This window comes from Natronococcus sp. (genome assembly GCF_047921035.1).
Classification (GTDB): Archaea; Halobacteriota; Halobacteria; order Halobacteriales; family Natrialbaceae; genus Natronococcus.
In genome coordinates this window covers 1-16,124 of sequence record NZ_JBLRWX010000032.1, presented here as the reverse complement: position 1 = coordinate 16,124, position 16,124 = coordinate 1, and the positions used below count along the sequence as shown (strand labels likewise).

Sequence of the window (16,124 nt, the reverse complement as noted above, 5' to 3'; positions counted from 1 at the left end):
CGTTCGTCTCGACGGCCGTGTTGTCGTCGCTGTAGATCACCGTGCGCTCGTAGATCCGGATCGCCTCGAACGCCTCGTAGCCCTCGAGTTCCGCGGCGGTCCACGCCCGGTCGGCGACGTCGCGCGGTCGTCGAACCGGAGTTCCTCGCCCGACGCGTCGACCATCCGTATCTCGTAGTAGGTCTCTTCCTCCTCGGAGGGTTGAGCGAATTTGTGCATATCGACGACCGGAAGCAGCGGCATGCCGACCAGCGTGACCGCCAGCAGCGTCGTAAAGAACCCCGCGAGCCAGACCTCTCGGGCGTATCGACGGCGGGCGAACGCGAGGATTCCGACCGTCCCCAGAAAGAACAGTACGTACACCGTCGGAAAGAGGACGGCCGTGATGTCAGATACGCTCTCCAACAACACGTGTCACTGTAGCATCGTATCGGAATCGGAGATATAGGTTTTCTGGACGCTAACGGCCTGAGTCGTAAATTTTAGGCAGAAGAGGGATAACGAGAGTGCGACGGCGGTAGGTATTTGGACGCGACGCCCATCGGCCAGGTCGATGGAGTACACGACCCTCGGCTCGACCGGCACGACCGTGAGCAAGATCTGTCTCGGCTGTATGAGCTTCGGCAGCGGGCAGGAGTGGATGTTAGACGAGGAGGAAGGGCGCGAACTCGTCGAGCGCGCGATCGACCTGGGGATCAACTTCTTCGACACCGCCAACGTCTACTCGGCGGGCGAGAGCGAGGCGATCCTCGGCGACGCCCTGGCCGACTACGACCGCGACGAGTTCGTCGTCGCCTCGAAGGTCCGATTCCCCGGCGCCAGCGACCACCGCAACGCCGAGGGGCTCTCGCGAAAGACGATCGAGCAGGAACTCGAGGCCTCCCTCGACCGCCTGGGGATGGACACGCTCGACCTCTACCAGATCCACCGCTGGGATTACGACACGCCGATCGAGACGACCATGCGCGCCCTCGACGATGCCGTTCGGCGAGGGAAAGTTCGCCACCTCGGTGCGTCCTCGATGTGGGCCCATCAGCTCCTCGAGGCCAGACGGGTGAGCGAACGCGAGGGCCTCGCGCCGTTCGAGACGATGCAGAACCTCTACCACCTGGCCTACCGCGAGGAGGAACGCGAGATGTTCCCCGTCTGCGACGCCTACGACGTCGCCACGATGCCCTGGAGCCCCCTCGGCGCGGGGTATCTCGCTCGGCCCCACGAGGAGTTTCGGACGACCACGCGGGCCGACCACGAGGTCGAGAACGCCGGCGTCCCCTACCACGAGTTCCCCGCCAGCGAGGAGATCAACGAACGGGTGGAGGAACTCGCCGACGAGTACGACGCCACGATGGCCCAGATCGCGCTGGCCTGGCACTTCCAGAACGAGAACACGACCGCGCCGATCGTCGGCACCTCGAGCGTTGACCACCTCGAGGAGGCCGTCGAGGCGCTCGAGATCTCGCTGTCGGCATCTGACCGCGAGTACCTCGAGGAGCCGTACGAACCGGTGCCGGTCTACGGCCACGAGTAGCGCGGGCGTCGGTCGAAAAGCCGATCGAATATCAGTGCCCGTTCAGGAGGAGGTCGTCTCGACGGTCCAGCCGGGATCCCGTCCCGTGCGCTCGATCCGATCGGATCGACAGGCCGGACAGTAGTCGGGCGTCGAGGGTTCGCTTCGGGGAACGTAGACCGCGCCGCCGCACTCCACGCAGGCGTCGGGAACGACCGATACGCAGTCCGCACAGACGTTGAAGTCGTCGACCGTGAGTCCGCGCAGGGGTTCGAGTTGTTTGTCCAGGGTGTACTCGTCGATGATCGCCTGACAGTTCTGGCACGGTTGCATATCGATACTCCTGACCCTGTGTGACAGTACCACAAAGTACTATCGGCCGACTGCGGTACGGGACGGCCTCCCGACGGGTGCCCTCGCTCGTACGGTTTCCTGTACGTCAGTCCCGGCGCAACCGCGACCCGGGCGCCGGGAAGTCGGTACAGCAATCCGTATCAGGCGTCCGGATACTCGATCTCGAGGGTCTCCCCGTCGTCGGGGACGAACACCTCGCCTGCAAACACCTCGCGGGCCTCCTCGAGGTGGGACGACGTGTCGCCGGCGTACCGCGAGGAGAGGTGCATCAGCGCCAGCCGCTCGGCGCCCGCTCGGGTGGCGATCTCGGCGGCCTGACGGGCCGTCGAGTGGGCAGTGTCCGCGGCGCGGTCCGCGCGGTCGTCCGCGAACGTCGCGTCGTGGATCACGAGTTCGGGCTCGTCGGCGACCTCGATCGTCGCGGCGGACGGGCGGGTGTCACCCGTGTAGACGAGCGAGCGACCGGGCCGGGGCTCACCCACGACCTGCTCGGGATCGACGACGGTACCGTCCTCGAGTTCGACGGACTCGCCCTCGTGGAGCCGCGAGAACTTCGGGCCGACGGGGACGCCGAGTTCCTCGGCGCGCTCGCGGTCGAACCGCCCCTTGCGGTCGTCCTCGACAAGCGCGTAGCCGACCGAGCGGGTGTCGTGGTCGGTCGCGAACGCCCGCACCTCGTACTCGTCGGCGCGGTAGGCGACGTCACCGCCCCCGACCTCGTTGATCCGCACCGGAAACGAGGGGCGGTTGCCGAGCGCGCGGACCAGCGACTCGATCTCGCGCCGAGTGCCGCGAGAGGTGTGGATCGCCAGCGGGTCCTCGCGGTCGTTGAAGTCCATCGTCTGGAGCAGGCCGGGAATCCCGAGAACGTGGTCGCCGTGGAGGTGCGTGACGAAGATCTGCGAGATCGAAAACCCGGTGCCGAAGCGCATCATCTGGCGCTGGGTTCCCTCCGCGGCGTCGAACAGCAACCCCTCGCCCTCGCGGGCGACGAAGATCCCGCTCGGATTCCGCTCGGTCGTCGGAACGGCCCCGCCGGTCCCCAGAAACGTCACGCGCAGTGGCATCACTGCGTGTTCGACGCGCTGAGACTAAACCGCCTTCGGATCCGGCGGACGGCTGGCGACCGTCCTCCCGGTTTCGAAACCGACGAACGGACTGTGCGTTTTACGTCCCTGCAGCCCCAACGTGTCGAGCAATACCCTCCCCAAATGAGTTCGAGACCGACGTTCGGAACCATCAAACGTGTTACCGCCATCCTGATTGCAATCACGGTGGTCCTCGCGGCGGGTATCGTCGTCGGTCAGGCCCCGGTCATCTTCGGCGTCGACGACGATCCGGCAGCGTCGATTACCTTCGAGGACCAGGAGAGCGACGGTGTGAGCGTCACTGTCGACGAGGTTACCCTCTCGGACGGCGGCTTCGTCGTCATCACCGACGGGGACGACGAGCCCCTCGCCGTTTCCTCGTATCTCGAGGACGGAACGCACGAGAACGTTACCGTCGAGAGCGAGGAGAACGGGACCGATCTCACCGGTCAGCTGACCGCGACGGTCCACCAGGACACCACCGACGACGAGACGTTCGAGTACTACGAAACCGACGGCGAGGAGGACCGGCCCTACCTCGAGGACGGCTACCCGGTCAGCGACACCGCATCGGTGACCGTAGACGACGACGAGGCTGTCTCGGACTCGTTCGTCGTCGAGTCGATGACGGCACCCGAGTCGGCGACGACCAACGAGACAATCGCAGTCGTCGCGGAGATCCGGAACCCGACGGAGTACGATCAGCAACAGATCGTCGAGTTCCGGCTGAACGGCACCGTCCTCGAGCGCCAGATCCTCGACCTTGAGGGCGGCGAGGACCGCGAGGTCAGCTTCGAGGTCGACCTGAGCGGGGCTCCGCCGGGCACGCAGCCGATCGGCGTCTACACCGACGACGACGGCGAGATCGACGAGATCGATCTCGAGTTCCACACGGACCCGTCCGTCGCGGTCGTCGACGCCGACGACGAGGAGGTGACGGTCGACGTCGCCACGCCCGAGGCCGGCTTCGTCGCGGTCGAGGACGACGGCGAGGTGCTCGGCACGAGCGACGAACTCGAGCCCGGCGAGCACGGGAACGTCACCGTTGCGTTCGACGACGACGTCACCGTCGACGAGGACGACGAACTCACCGCCGTCGTCTACGAGGGCGACCCCGAGGACGTCGACTCGGCGGAGCCCCTCGAGCACGACGGCGAACCGGTCGAGGAGACGTTCACCATCGTGGACGTCACAGCCGAGGCCGACGACGCGGACGACGCGGACGACGAGAACGGGGACGACGCGGACGACGAGTAACGCGGCGCCCAACCGACCGATTCTTACCGCCCTCTCCCCTACCGACGACCGATGGACGCGCCGCTGTGGACCGACACCCACGCCCCGGAGCTGGCCGAGTTGCCACAGGACGACGCTCGAGAGTACCTCGAGCGAGCCGTCGAGGAGCCGCTGAACCTCGTCCTGCAGGGACCGCCCGGCAGCGGGAAGACCGCGGCGGCACGGGCACTCGCTCGAGAAGCGCACGAGGACCCCGACAACGACTTAGTCGAAATCAACGTCGCCGACTTCTTCGGCCGGACGAAGACCGAAATCAAGAACGACCCGCGTTTCGCCTCCTTCCTGACAGGTCGGTCCTCGATGTCGAAACGGGACATGATCAACCGCGTGCTCAAGGAGTCGGCGAGCTACGCGCCCGTCTCCGGCGAGTACAAGACGATCCTGCTCGACAACGCCGAGGACGTCCGCGAGGACTTCCAGCAGGCGCTGCGACGGATCATGGAGCAACACCACCGGACGACCCAGTTTATCATCGCGACCCGCCAGCCGACCAAGCTCATCCCGCCGATCCGCTCGCGGTGTTTCCCCGTCTCGGTGCGGGCGCCGACCAGCGAGGAGACCGTCTCCGTCCTCGAGCGAATCGTCGACGCGGAGGGGGTCGACTACGAGTCGGAGGGCCTCGAGTTCGTCGCCGGCTACGCGAACGGCAACCTCCGGAAGGCGATCCTCGCGGCCCAGACCACCGTCGAGGACGCGGGCGAACTGACGATGAGCGCGGCCTACGAGACGATCGGCGAGGTCGGCCTCGAGGACGAGGTCGAGGGGATGCTCGACGACGCCGAGGCGGGCGAGTTCACGGACGCCCGGAAGACCTTAGACGACCTGCTCGTCGACGAGGGACTCGACGGCGAGGAGGTGCTTGATCTCGTCCTCGAAGTCGCGCGAAAACGCTACCAGGGCGAGAAACTGGCCCGCACCCACCGGCTGGCGGCCGACGTCGAGTTCGAGATGCACGAGGGAACGAGCGATCGGATCCACGTCTCGCACCTGCTCGCGGAACTCGGGCGGGACGCCTGATACGGTCTGCTGTACCGATTTCCCGGAGCGATCGCAGGATGGCTCGCGGTCGCTCTGGAAATGGCGTACAGTAGTCCGTATAACTAGTTGGGACCCTGAATGTACCCGGTTAGCCTCGCCGTCGCGTCAGAAACGACTTCCTCTCGAAGCCGGCCCTGATACCGTTCGATCAGTTCGCTATCGATCGTCTAACGATTCCAGCGTTCGGTGAGTGTCGTACGCACTCCGGACGCGGTCGAGATCGCCGATCGCCCAGTAATCGCCCTTGTGGCGGACGAGCCTCCGCTCCTCGAGGCGACTGAGGACGGTCCCGACGGAGTTGCGCTTCACACCCGTTCCGTCCGCGATTTCCGAGGGGGTGAACGCCTTGTCCCGATTTTCGTACAGGAACTGCACGACCCGTTCGGCGTTCGTTCGCTCGTTGAGGTCGTCAGGGTCAACCTCGTCGAACGTTTCGATGTCGATCGGCACGTGTGTAATTGACGTACACGAAGTCATAAGCGTTGCTCCGTAAGCATGTAAGAACGTAACTTATCTCTCGAGAACGGAAGAAGTCACGTCGTTTTCCGAGAGAACGTCACGACCGAGCGGGCGACTCGATCACCCCTTCCGATCTCGAGCCTGGCGCTCGAGTTCGGCCATCGAGTCCGGTTTGATCACGTACAGGAGTCCGATGAGCAGACATATCGCGCCCGCGACGAACGGATTCCGTCATCCCGTCGCCCCCCAGTATTCGAGGGCGTGCAGGCCGATTATTCCGAGGCCGACGACCGAGACGACGACGCCGAAGACCCGTCCCGGGAGGGAGACGTACCGCGAGAGGATCAGCGCGAGCGCGAGCAGAGTCCCGGCGCCGAGCACGACGGCGAACTCGCGGTCCAGCCACTGGCCGTCGGGCGCGAGCGCGGCCAGGATCCCCACGGAGACTGCCAGACAGGCGAGCAGGAGACAGAGGATGGCGATCCCGCCGAGTCCCTGCAACAGCTCCCGGGTCGACGTCGCGTCCTCGAGCGTCCGATAGGCCATCCCGAGAACGATCGCCGCGATCAGCCCGTAACACAGGAGCCGAAACCAGCGCGGCCACGGCGAAGTCGGCGTTCCGCGGTCCATACGGCCCGACTCCGCGATACTGCCGAAAAGGCATCGAAAGCGTCCCGTTTCGGACGGATTTATCCGCTCAGTCGGATACCCTTGGAACATGCCATCCGTCCTCGAGACCTACATCGAGAACCGATTCCGCGTCCAGCCCAACCACGCGAACAACAACGACACGCTCCACGGCGGGAACCTAATGAAGTGGCTCGACGAGATCGGCGCGATGTCGGCGATGCGCTTCGCCGGCGAGACCTGCGTCACCGCCCGCGTGAACGAACTCGACTTCGAGCGGCCGATCAGAATCGGCGACATCGCGTTGGTCGAGGCCTACGTCTACGACGCGGGCCGCTCGAGCGTCCACGTCGCGCTCCGAGCCTGGCGCGAGGAGCCCCGAACCGGGGAGACCGAGAAGACGACCGAGTCCTCCTTTACGTTCGTCGCGATCGACGAGGACGGAAAACCCCAGCCGGTGCCGGAACTGACCGTCGACAGCGAGGAGGGGAGGCGACTCCGCGAGCGCGCGCTCGACGACGGGTCGTAGTCAGCAGCCGCTACCCTCGAAGGAACGACTCGAGAACGGGCGCGACGTCCTCGAGACTGTGGTACTCGGTCACCTCGGCGGCGTCGTTGCCCCGCACCATCGCGGACAGTTCGTGCTCCCCCTCGGGGCGGTACAGAGCGAGGACCGGTTTCTCCCAGGCGACGGCCCGACCGAGTTCGTAGCCGACCCCGAGGCTCGGCGTCGTCACCTCGGCGACGACGGCGTCGGCCTGCCGGAGCCAGGCGACGTCCTGGTCGTGGATGTCGCCGTCGGTCAGTCCCGCCTCCCGTTCTTTCGCCTCGACGTCCTCAGTGCCGACGTGTTCGGTCAGGACCGTTCCGTGCTGCTCGAGAAGCCCGATGAGGTCGGCGTACAGATCGACGTCGTCCCGCCCGCCGCGGATGGAGCCGCTGAAGAAGATGTCCATGCGGGATCGTGGCGGTATCGGGTCTTAACAGTCCCTTATCGTGACTCGTCGGGATCGAAGCGGATCGGTTCGGTCTCGAACGGCCGTCACTCGAGCACCAGCACGTACCGCGTCAGCGACCGATGGACTCGCCGTTCGAAGGCGGCCTCGAGCTTCCAGCCCGCCTCCCGAGCCTCGGTAGCCCACGACCGATCCGCCACGACGACGGCTCGCGAGGCCACTCGACGGGCTTCCGAAAGCGCGCCCGAGACGAGATCCTCGAGCCGGTGGGTGTCGATCTTTGACTGACGGCCGTAGGGAGCGTCGAAGACGACGCCGTCGACCGCGCCGTCGGCGATCGGTAGCCGAGTGGCGTCGCCGCGGCCGACGTGCCACGTCCCTCGTTCGACGCCGGTCGGCGAGGGCTCCGCGGCATCGAGGAAGTGCTCGAGGTTCGTCCGCGCGCCCGCGGCCATCTTCGCCTGGGCGTCCGTCCCGACGACGTCGGCGCCGACCAGCCCCGCCTCGACCAGCACACCGCCGGTCCCGCACATCGGGTCGAGGATCGTCGCGCCGGGACGGGCGCCCGCGACGTTCGCGACCGCGCGGGCCAGCAGCGGGTCCATGCTGCCGGGTTGGAAAAACGGCTTGTCCGTCGGCGCGCGCGAGCCGAAGTCGCGGACGCTTTCCGCCGCGAGCCAGCCGAGCGCACAGACCGAGGTGTCCTCACCCTGCGGACGGTCACCCGCAGCGCTCGAGAACAGGTCGCCGCAACCATCCTGGTCGCGCTCGAGTCGCCCCTCGGAGAATGCCACTCGCAGGACGTGATCCGGATCGTCGAGGTCGACCGCGAAACCGCGGTCGACTAGGATCTGGCCGAGTTCGCGCTCCGCGCGGTCGGTTGCGACGCCCGTCGAGCCGTGGACGTCGGTCGCGCGCACCGCGACCGTTCCCCCGCGGTCCAGCGACGCGGCCTCGAGCAGCGCCGTCGCGCTCGCGAGGTCGGCGTCGGTCCGGCCCAGCAGGTCGCTCGCGCGATGGGTGTAGGCGAGTCCGCGGACGTGTTCGGGAACGACGGCGTTCGCGAGGGCGAGTCCGGGTGCGACCCGTCGAACGTCGGCCGCGGCGCTCGCCGCCTCGCGGGCCGCGAACGCGTCGTCCTCACCGCCGAACTCGAGGAAGTACACGTCCGACCATCGCTCGGGCGCGAGTATCAGGGTACCGTTTTCCTTGACCGGCGTCCGAGGGTCGGTCACACGACCGCCGACGAAACCGCCGGAGACGGCCGGACAACCCCGATCGCGGTTTCGAACCGATCGAGATAAACCGGACATATCAGGTGCCGGTACCAACCTTTATAAACCTTAAATACGTCTTTTTAAGCGACTTATGACGGATCCGAAGGACACCATCAACATCGAAAACGTGGTGGCGTCGACCGGCATCGGACAGGAGCTCGATCTCCAGAGCGTGGCGATGGACCTCGAGGGAGCCGACTACGACCCCGAACAGTTCCCCGGTCTCGTCTACCGCACGCAGAATCCCAAGTCCGCCGCCCTGATCTTCCGCTCCGGGAAGATCGTCTGTACCGGTGCGAAAAGCACCGACGACGTCCACGAGAGTCTCCGCATCGTCTTCGACAAACTTCGCGAACTCCAGATCCAGGTCAACGAGGACCCCGAGATCGTCGTCCAGAACATCGTCACCTCGGCCGACCTCGGACGCAACCTCAACCTGAACGCGATCGCGATCGGCCTCGGGCTCGAGAACATCGAGTACGAGCCCGAACAGTTCCCCGGCCTCGTCTACCGACTCGACGAGCCGGAAGTCGTCGCCCTGCTCTTTGGCTCGGGCAAACTCGTCATCACCGGCGGGAAGAAGCCCAAGGACGCCGAACACGCCGTCGACAAGATCGTCTCGCGCCTCGAGGACCTCGGCCTGCTCGAGTAACGCGTCCCGAAACCGATTCTCGCGAGCGACAGTCCCGCCAGATAACCGTTCGTACTGACCGTTCACTACGGTATCGCTGTAGACCGTCCGTCTCGATCGACGACCGACGTAACCTTCCCGCCGATCGCCGCGAGCGGGCCGGTAACCCCGGTTTAACTCCTACATACCCTCGAGCGACGGGTCCGATCCGACCGTTCGCTCGAGTTGCAAACCGTTCATTCCGCTGCGGATCGAGGGGACTGGTCTGAACCGGCGCTGACGGTTCGAAACGACCGACCGCGTTTATTCGGCATCCCTGAGTCTCTACCGACGATGACGATCCATCCGGACCGAACGGCCGTCTCCGAGGGGTTCAGCGGCGAAACCGTCCGCCTTCGCGCCATCTCCCGAGGAGAGTTCGGTCGCGTGCTGGCGAACGATCGGCGACGCGAGGTGCTCAGATACTTGCTGGCCTCCGACGAACCGATCACGGTCCAGCGTCTCGTCGGCTGGCTGGCCGACACCGAGGACGAGACGACCGTCCTGACGACGATCCACGAACTGCGCCAGCGGGTCCACGTCGCGCTGTGTCGTACCCACCTCCCGCTGCTCGAGCGCTACGGGATCGTCGAGTACGACCGCGAGCGCGGCCTGGTCTCGCCCGCGGCGAACCTCACCGAGTTCGAGTCGCTGCTCGAGGACGTCGACCTCGAGCGGCCCTGGTGATCGACCGTCGGCTGCCGTCCGACTACGCCGTCGAGCCGACGCGCGCCGGCCCCACAGTTCCACAGCTGCTGTCGTACGCGGACGTCGTCACGTCTCGGCACGACGCCTGGCGAACGCCCTGACTGCAACCAGAACATACAGGATACCGATTATCCGCACTCCATCGGTGAATCGCGGGTTCCACTCGACTTCCGCCGGGTGCTCGTAGAGGAATCCGAGCGCAAACCTGCGGTACAGCTGTGGAAAGAAGACGACGACGGCACCGAACAGCCCCGTAAGATCCATCAGCCGGGCGTACGCTCGGCCGCCAGTTAGGCTGGCGACGGTCACGACGACCCCTTCTGTCCGTATTCCCGGCCTGACCCACGGCCTGAGCGCGTGGTCGCCGGGGTCGTCGAGCGCAACGGCTTCGAAGCCGTCGAGTATTCGGCCCGGAAACAGTGCCGTGAGAATCCCGACGACGCCGATGACGGCTCGGATCATACTGAGCCGGAACGACCGGGACGACCATAATCGTACGGGAGCGCTCCCACGACACGAGAGGAGCCGAGCGCTACTCCACGAGCCGTTCGATCTCCGTGACGAGAATGTCGCTCGCGCCCGCTCCTTTGACGTCGGTTATCGTCTCGAAGACGTCTCGCTCGTCGACGACGGCATGGACCGCGAGCATCCCGTCGCCATTGTCGTCCGCGATGTCCATGATTGTCGGCCCGCCCAGGCCGGGGATCACCTCGCGGACGTCCTCGAGTCGGTCCTCGGGGACGTTCATCATCAGGTAGCGTTTCCCCTCGGCCTGTTTCACCGACGACAGCGCGGTCTGGATCTCCTGGACCTTCGGCTCCTCGAGGACGTCCTCGCGGGCGAACAGCCGCACCGAACTCGAGAGCACCTCCTCGACGATCGCCAGCCGGTTCATCTTCAGGGTCGTCCCGGTGCTCGTGATGTCGACGATGGCGTCGGCCATCTCGACGTGGGGCGTGAGTTCGGTCGCGCCCGAGACCTCGACGATGTCGGGCTCGACGCCGGTGTCGGCGAAGAAATTGCGGGTGATATTGGGGAACTCGGTGGCGACGGTCCTCCCGGCCAGATCCTCGACGGCCTCGATCTCGCCGTCCTCGGGCGCCGCGAGGACGAGCCGACAGCGGCCGAACTCGAGGTCGAGCAGTTCGGCGACGTTGTCGACGCCGGCCTCCCGAACCTGGTCGTAGCCCGTGATCCCCATCTCGGCCGCACCGTCGGCGACGTACTCGGGGATGTCGGCCGCGCGGGCGAACAGCACCGAGACGTCGGGGTCGACGGTGTCGGCGTACAGTTTTCGGTCGGCACCGTTCTCGAGGTGGAGTCCCGCCCGCTCGAGGAAATCGATCGTCGGTTCGTGCAGGCGGCCCTTGTTGGGAACGGCGATTCGCATTTACCGGCGGTTCGGCGTCGGGAGGGAATTGTCTTTCCATCCCGGCGACTCGACAGTACCGTCGCTACCGAAACCCAGAGTCGTGAGAAGCGACGCCCTCCCGTCGTAGCTTCACCTTGTGACCAGAAGTACTTAAAGGACGGACGGTCGACTCGAGCGCCGACGCCGGTCGCCGGACGGTCAGAGCTCGAGATCGACCCGGCGCAGCAGTTGTGCGTTGATCGCGACGATCACGGTGCTTGCAGACATGAGCACCGCGCCGACCGCTGGCGAAAGCAGGATCCCGATCGGCGCCAGGATCCCGGCTGCAAGCGGCAGCGCGAACACGTTGTAGCCGGCGGCCCAGGCGATGTTCTCCTGCATCTTCCGGTAGCTCTTCCGGCTCAGGCGCACGAGCCGGACGACGTCGCGGGGGTCGTTCTCGACGAGCACCACGTCGGCCGACTCGACGGCGACGTCGGTCCCGGAGCCGATGGCGATGCCGACGTCGGCGCGAGTGAGCGCGGGCGCGTCGTTGACCCCGTCGCCGACCATCGCGACGAGTTTTCCCTCCTCTTGGAGTTCGACGATCTTCTCGTCTTTGTCCTCGGGTAGGACCTCGGCGAAGACGGTGTCGATACCCAGTTCGTCGGCGACGCTGTGGGCGACGTCGGCGTCGTCGCCGGTCAGCATCGCGACCTCGACGCCCATCTCCTGCAGCGCGTCGATCGCCTCGAAACTCTCCTCGCGCACGACGTCCGCCAGCGCGAGCGCCCCGACGACGGACTCGTCGCGGAGCACGTAGACGACGCCCTGTCCGCGCTCGCCGGCGTCGTCGGCGAAGCGCTCGAGCCGAGAGCCGGGCTCGACCTCGAGGTAGCGCAGCAGGTTGGGGCCGCCGACCGAGACGGTTTGGCCGTCCCGTTCGTCCGCCCCCCGCTTCCCCGACGGTCCACGTTCGCCGCCGGGTGTCGCGGCCGGGACCGCGTCGTGCTCGATCGTCGCCCGGACGCCCCGTCCCTCGAGTGCCTCGAATCCGCGGACGTCGGGCACCGAGAGCCCGCGCTCGCCGGCTTCCTCGAGGATGGCCTGAGCGATCATGTGCTCGGAGTCGCCTTCCGCGGCGGCGGCCAGCGTCAGGACGTCGTCTTCGCTCCAGCCCTCGACCGCAGCGATCTCGACGACGCCCTGTTCGCCCTCCGTGAGCGTTCCCGTCTTGTCGAAGACGACGGTGTCGAGCTTTCGGGCTTCCTCCATCGCGATCCGGTCGCGGACGAGCATCCCGTTCCGGGCGGCCGTCGACGTGTTGATCGCGACCACCAGCGGGACGGCCAGACCGAGCGCGTGCGGACAGGCGATGACGAGGACGGTGACCACCCGCTCGATGACCGGGAGCCCGAAGCCGACGGCGACGGTCCAGGCAACAGCGGTGACCGCCGCGACCGCGAGCGCGGCGTAAAAGAGCCAGCCCGCGGCCCGATCGGCGAGCACCTGCGTCCTCGAGCGGCTCTCCTGAGCCTCCTCGACCAGGCGCATGATCCCCGACAGCGTCGTCTCCTCGCCGGTCGCGGCGATCCGGACGCGCAGGCTCCCGTCGCGGTTGGTCGTCCCGCCGATGACCTCGTCGCCCGGCTCCTTCTTCACGGGTTTGGACTCGCCCGTGATCATCGCCTCGGTGACGTTCGACTCGCCCTCCTCGACGACGCCGTCGGCCGGGACGTTCGAGCCGGGCCGGACGAGCACGAGGTCGTCCTCCTTGAGATCGGCGACGGGGACCTCCTCGGGTTCCCCGTCCTCCGCGATCCGCTCCGCGGTGTCGGGCAGCAGTTCGGCGAGTTCGTCGAGCGCGCCCGAGGCGCGTCTGACGCTTCGCATCTCGATCCAGTGGCCGAGCAGGAAGATGACGATCAGCGTCACGAGCTCCCAGAAGAACGGCTCGCCGATGCCGAAGCCCACCGCGGCGAGGCTGTAGACGAACGCGACGGTGATCGCCAGCGAGATCAGCAGCATCATTCCGGGCTCGCGGTTGCGCGCCTCGACGGCGCCCATCCGGAGGAAGGGGACGCCACCGTAGGCGAAGACGGCGACACCGAGGACCGGACCGACGAACTCGCTGCCCGGGAACGTCACCGCGGTGTAGCCGAACCAGTCCTGGAGCATCGGGCTGTAGTACAGCACCGGCAGCGAGAGCACGAGAGACACGAAAAACCGCTTCTTGAACATCTCTTCGTGGTCCGAGTGGTCGACGTGGTCGGCGTGGTCGTGCTCGTCGGCGTGGTCGCGCTCGCCGGCGTCGTGGTCGGCGTGGTCGTCGCGTCGCTCGCCCGGTTCCGGCGTCCCCCGATACCCGTCACACACCCGGCAACACGAGCAGTAGCTGTCGGTCGGCTTCTCGCGGCGAGCGGGTTCGGACTCCGGGTGCGCGCCGTGGTCGTGATCGTGGTCATGCGTCGAATCGGTCACGAGCGTCGGTCACCCCGTTCACGTCGCCCGATTTCGACCGTCTCGCTCGAGCCGGAACCGAGACGTCGAACGCCTCGAGAACGCGAGTTCCGTGGAACCTCGAGCGGGATCGGTCTCTCGAGCGGGTCGTCGGTTGTCACACCCGGCTAGTCGGTTTCGCAGGGGCATAGTTCTCACCCACAGTGTCACTGCGAGCAGGTCAGTAGTACCGTCGCCTTCGAGAGTCGGGTTCCGGACCCGCTGACGGATCGCGACGATCGGCGATGCGGTCCGGCGGAAGCGTAACAGGTAGGAACCCCGCCTGGGACGTTCTAGACGACAGTGGATCGAACGACACTCGACGCCGTCGTTACCGTCTTCGTCGCCGGGATCGTCGTCCTCGGCGTCGGCACCGCCTGGCAAACCTACCGCCAGTCGCAGGCCCACGGCGGGATGATGGACCAAACCGTCGTCCACGGTCCGCACCCGCTGGTGTACCTGTTCGGGTCGATCCTCGTCGCGGGCGTTCTCGCGGGCGCGTACTGGATCGTCCGCGAACGGAGCGGTGCGGAGCGGCGGCCTCCGGCTCGAGCGGCCGACCTCGATCCCGAACTCGAGTCGGAGCCGGAACCGGGGACCGACTCCGGATCGCGGGCCGACACCGGGCCGGCGTCACCGTCCCGAACCGAACCGACGGGCAAGTCCTCGCCGAGGCGGCCGCGAGTGCTGGACGTCCTTCCGGAAGACGAGCGCCGTATTCTGGAACCCGTCGTCGATTCGCCGGGGCTGACCCAGATCGAACTCCGGGATCGGGCGGACTTCTCCAAGAGCAAGGTCAGCCAGACCGTCACCGACCTCGAGAAACGAGGGCTGCTCTACCGCGAGCCACAGGGGCGGACGTACCGCGTCTACCCGAGCGACGACCTCGAGGAGCGGTGAGCGACCGACTGTGGACCGAAGCGAGCTACCCGGTTCTCCAACTGAACCGTCTCGACGACGCCGTACGAACGGTGTCACCCATCAAAGACGATTAGATCGCTCTAGAAACGTTCTCGAACGATCTCCGAGATGGGTTCACACCCGATCGGCTAACCGATGGGCCGTCCTTCTCTCAAACGAGGTGACGACCGATGCCAACACTGACGCTTCGACTGACGGTCGGCCTGCTCGTCGTGATCGCACTGCTCGGGGGCGCGGCGATCGTGAGCGCTGACGACGGAACCGCCGCCACCGCGGCCGACTGGATGGACGACCGGATGGGAGACCACGATACACATCACGACGGTCACACCGGCCACGATCACGGTGCGAACCACGCTGAACACCACGCCGACCACGATCACGGTGCGAATCACGCCGAACACCACGCTGACCACGAGCCGGCTACCCACCACGCCGGTGCCGGTGGCTGATGAACTACCCCACCCTACTTCGCTCGTCCTGCGGACTCGCTCGTTAAGGGGGGGTTTCTGAGTCGTCTCTGAGACGTACACGAACCTGTGCAGCGGTCTCGTCATCGTCGCCCAGTTCGAGGGACGGTTCATACACGCCCCCGAGACTGGATAGCGGGCTCTGAATGTCCTTACCCAGTCCTTTCTTCCCAATGTTCGTCGCACCGTTCTTGTCAGCGTTATCATCCAACCCGCACTCATCGCAGAGATGCCGACCTTGACCGACTCGCTCCGTCTCCTCTTTTTCACCACACCGCCAGCACGTCTGACTGGTATTGTACTCGTTCACCACTTTCACGCCAATACTAGCGAATCGTGCCTTGTACTTGATGTATTGTTTCAGCGTGTAGTGAGGTATCGAGTGCAATCGACGGTTCATCTCCGACCCTTTGTCCTGATTCTGGATACCTTCGAGATTCCCGATGACGATGAGAGTATTCCGCTCCTTGGCGTCCTCGACAATCTGTCGGCTAATCTTGTGGAGTCGGTCGTCAATCGCACGCCACTCGCTATCCTTGGAGGACACCAGCGTATCGTACGCCCCTTTCTCTTGGAGTCGAGTGCGAAGTTCCTGATGGTGTCGGCGCAGTTGCCGAATCTCTTCGCCGTAGAACGTGGTCTCCCGAGAGGGCAGTGCCACCGACACTGCAACCCAACGGGAACCTAAATCCACGGCGAGAACACCATCGTACTCGTCCTGTAACTCGACTCGCTGTTTTATCGAGAGGTGAGCGTAGTACTCGCCATCTTCCTTGACGATTTTCGAGTCTTTCACCTCGGCATCGTCAGGAATCGGCTCGTGCGGATTGATTGGAACGTTGACTCCACCATATATTTGCGAGACTGGGATGTTCATCCACCAGTCCGCTAACTCAGTGTCGT

The 16,124-nt window shown here is 65.8% G+C and carries 19 protein-coding genes; 8 read left to right on the top strand and 11 right to left on the bottom strand.

The annotated features are described in order from the left end of the window. Positions 1-36 precede the first annotated feature (36 nt). Positions 37-411: a hypothetical protein gene (locus ACNA7R_RS08690; protein ID WP_416283171.1), complete on the bottom strand. Its 375-nt coding sequence runs from the start codon at positions 409-411 to the stop codon at positions 37-39. 142 nt (positions 412-553) lie between these two features. Between ACNA7R_RS08690 and ACNA7R_RS08685 the strand changes: the two genes are divergently transcribed. After that, on the top strand, positions 554-1,528 hold the full coding sequence (locus ACNA7R_RS08685) for an aldo/keto reductase (RefSeq protein WP_416283170.1): 975 nt from the start codon (positions 554-556) through the stop codon (positions 1,526-1,528). A gap of 42 nt (positions 1,529-1,570) precedes the next feature. Here the strand turns inward: ACNA7R_RS08685 and ACNA7R_RS08680 are convergent, their stop codons facing one another. Together ACNA7R_RS08680 and rnz are read right to left on the bottom strand one after the other, a co-directional pair. After that, positions 1,571-1,840, bottom strand: a complete 270-nt coding sequence (locus tag ACNA7R_RS08680) for a hypothetical protein (protein ID WP_416283169.1) — start codon at positions 1,838-1,840, stop codon at positions 1,571-1,573. 161 nt (positions 1,841-2,001) lie between these two features. Further along, positions 2,002-2,928 carry a ribonuclease Z gene (rnz, locus tag ACNA7R_RS08675; RefSeq protein WP_416283168.1) on the bottom strand — a complete coding sequence of 309 codons (927 nt, stop codon included), beginning with the start codon at positions 2,926-2,928 and terminating at the stop codon, positions 2,002-2,004. Between the two features lie 144 nt (positions 2,929-3,072). Here rnz and ACNA7R_RS08670 point away from each other — a divergent pair, with 144 nt between their 5' ends. Both ACNA7R_RS08670 and ACNA7R_RS08665 read left to right on the top strand, forming a co-directional pair. After that, positions 3,073-4,206, top strand: a complete 1,134-nt coding sequence (locus ACNA7R_RS08670) for a CARDB domain-containing protein (protein WP_416283167.1) — start codon at positions 3,073-3,075, stop codon at positions 4,204-4,206. Positions 4,207-4,257: 51 nt separating this feature from the next. Then, positions 4,258-5,262 carry an AAA family ATPase gene (locus tag ACNA7R_RS08665; protein WP_416283166.1) on the top strand — a complete coding sequence of 335 codons (1,005 nt, stop codon included), beginning with the start codon at positions 4,258-4,260 and terminating at the stop codon, positions 5,260-5,262. 177 nt (positions 5,263-5,439) lie between these two features. Here ACNA7R_RS08665 and ACNA7R_RS08660 read toward each other — a convergent pair whose 3' ends face one another. Both ACNA7R_RS08660 and ACNA7R_RS08655 read right to left on the bottom strand, forming a co-directional pair. Continuing rightward, the gene (locus ACNA7R_RS08660; RefSeq protein WP_416283165.1) at positions 5,440-5,733 is read right to left on the bottom strand and encodes a MarR family transcriptional regulator; all 294 of its coding nucleotides are present in this window, start codon (positions 5,731-5,733) and stop codon (positions 5,440-5,442) included. 240 nt (positions 5,734-5,973) lie between these two features. Continuing rightward, the gene (locus ACNA7R_RS08655; RefSeq protein ID WP_416283164.1) at positions 5,974-6,372 is read right to left on the bottom strand and encodes a hypothetical protein; all 399 of its coding nucleotides are present in this window, start codon (positions 6,370-6,372) and stop codon (positions 5,974-5,976) included. An 88-nt stretch (positions 6,373-6,460) separates the two neighbouring features. Here ACNA7R_RS08655 and ACNA7R_RS08650 point away from each other — a divergent pair, with 88 nt between their 5' ends. Then, positions 6,461-6,898, top strand: a complete 438-nt coding sequence (locus ACNA7R_RS08650) for an acyl-CoA thioesterase (protein ID WP_416283163.1) — start codon at positions 6,461-6,463, stop codon at positions 6,896-6,898. Positions 6,899-6,908: 10 nt separating this feature from the next. On the opposite strand, the gene ACNA7R_RS08645 is transcribed toward ACNA7R_RS08650, so the two are convergent. Then, on the bottom strand, positions 6,909-7,325 hold the full coding sequence (locus ACNA7R_RS08645) for a nucleoside 2-deoxyribosyltransferase (protein ID WP_416283162.1): 417 nt from the start codon (positions 7,323-7,325) through the stop codon (positions 6,909-6,911). 86 nt (positions 7,326-7,411) lie between these two features. Then, on the bottom strand, positions 7,412-8,491 hold the full coding sequence (locus ACNA7R_RS08640; protein ID WP_416283192.1) for a TIGR01177 family methyltransferase: 1,080 nt from the start codon (positions 8,489-8,491) through the stop codon (positions 7,412-7,414). 202 nt (positions 8,492-8,693) lie between these two features. Between ACNA7R_RS08640 and ACNA7R_RS08635 the strand changes: the two genes are divergently transcribed. Together ACNA7R_RS08635 and ACNA7R_RS08630 are read left to right on the top strand one after the other, a co-directional pair. Next, the gene (locus tag ACNA7R_RS08635) at positions 8,694-9,254 is read left to right on the top strand and encodes a TATA-box-binding protein (protein WP_005554970.1); all 561 of its coding nucleotides are present in this window, start codon (positions 8,694-8,696) and stop codon (positions 9,252-9,254) included. Positions 9,255-9,566: 312 nt separating this feature from the next. Then, entirely contained in the window at positions 9,567-9,959 is a 393-nt protein-coding gene (locus ACNA7R_RS08630; protein ID WP_416283161.1) for a hypothetical protein, read from the top strand. A gap of 87 nt (positions 9,960-10,046) precedes the next feature. Here ACNA7R_RS08630 and ACNA7R_RS08625 read toward each other — a convergent pair whose 3' ends face one another. The 3 genes from ACNA7R_RS08625 to ACNA7R_RS08615 all read right to left on the bottom strand — a co-directional run bounded on the left by ACNA7R_RS08625 (position 10,047) and on the right by ACNA7R_RS08615 (position 13,812). After that, positions 10,047-10,442, bottom strand: a complete 396-nt coding sequence (locus tag ACNA7R_RS08625; RefSeq protein WP_416283160.1) for a hypothetical protein — start codon at positions 10,440-10,442, stop codon at positions 10,047-10,049. Positions 10,443-10,512: 70 nt separating this feature from the next. Next, complete coding sequence (hisG, locus tag ACNA7R_RS08620; protein ID WP_416283159.1) at positions 10,513-11,370, bottom strand: ATP phosphoribosyltransferase; 858 nt, start codon at positions 11,368-11,370, stop codon at positions 10,513-10,515. Positions 11,371-11,550: 180 nt separating this feature from the next. After that, positions 11,551-13,812 (bottom strand): heavy metal translocating P-type ATPase, encoded by a 2,262-nt coding sequence (locus ACNA7R_RS08615; protein ID WP_416283158.1) that lies wholly within the window; start codon positions 13,810-13,812, stop codon positions 11,551-11,553. A gap of 321 nt (positions 13,813-14,133) precedes the next feature. Between ACNA7R_RS08615 and ACNA7R_RS08610 the strand changes: the two genes are divergently transcribed. Together ACNA7R_RS08610 and ACNA7R_RS08605 are read left to right on the top strand one after the other, a co-directional pair. After that, positions 14,134-14,730, top strand: coding sequence for a helix-turn-helix transcriptional regulator (locus ACNA7R_RS08610; RefSeq protein ID WP_416283157.1), 597 nt, complete (start codon positions 14,134-14,136; stop codon positions 14,728-14,730). Positions 14,731-14,921: 191 nt separating this feature from the next. Beyond that, positions 14,922-15,203, top strand: coding sequence for a hypothetical protein (locus ACNA7R_RS08605; RefSeq protein WP_416283156.1), 282 nt, complete (start codon positions 14,922-14,924; stop codon positions 15,201-15,203). Between the two features lie 43 nt (positions 15,204-15,246). On the opposite strand, the gene ACNA7R_RS08600 is transcribed toward ACNA7R_RS08605, so the two are convergent. Continuing rightward, positions 15,247-16,124: RNA-guided endonuclease InsQ/TnpB family protein (locus ACNA7R_RS08600; RefSeq protein WP_416283155.1), on the bottom strand; the 878-nt coding region annotated here is incomplete at its 5' end.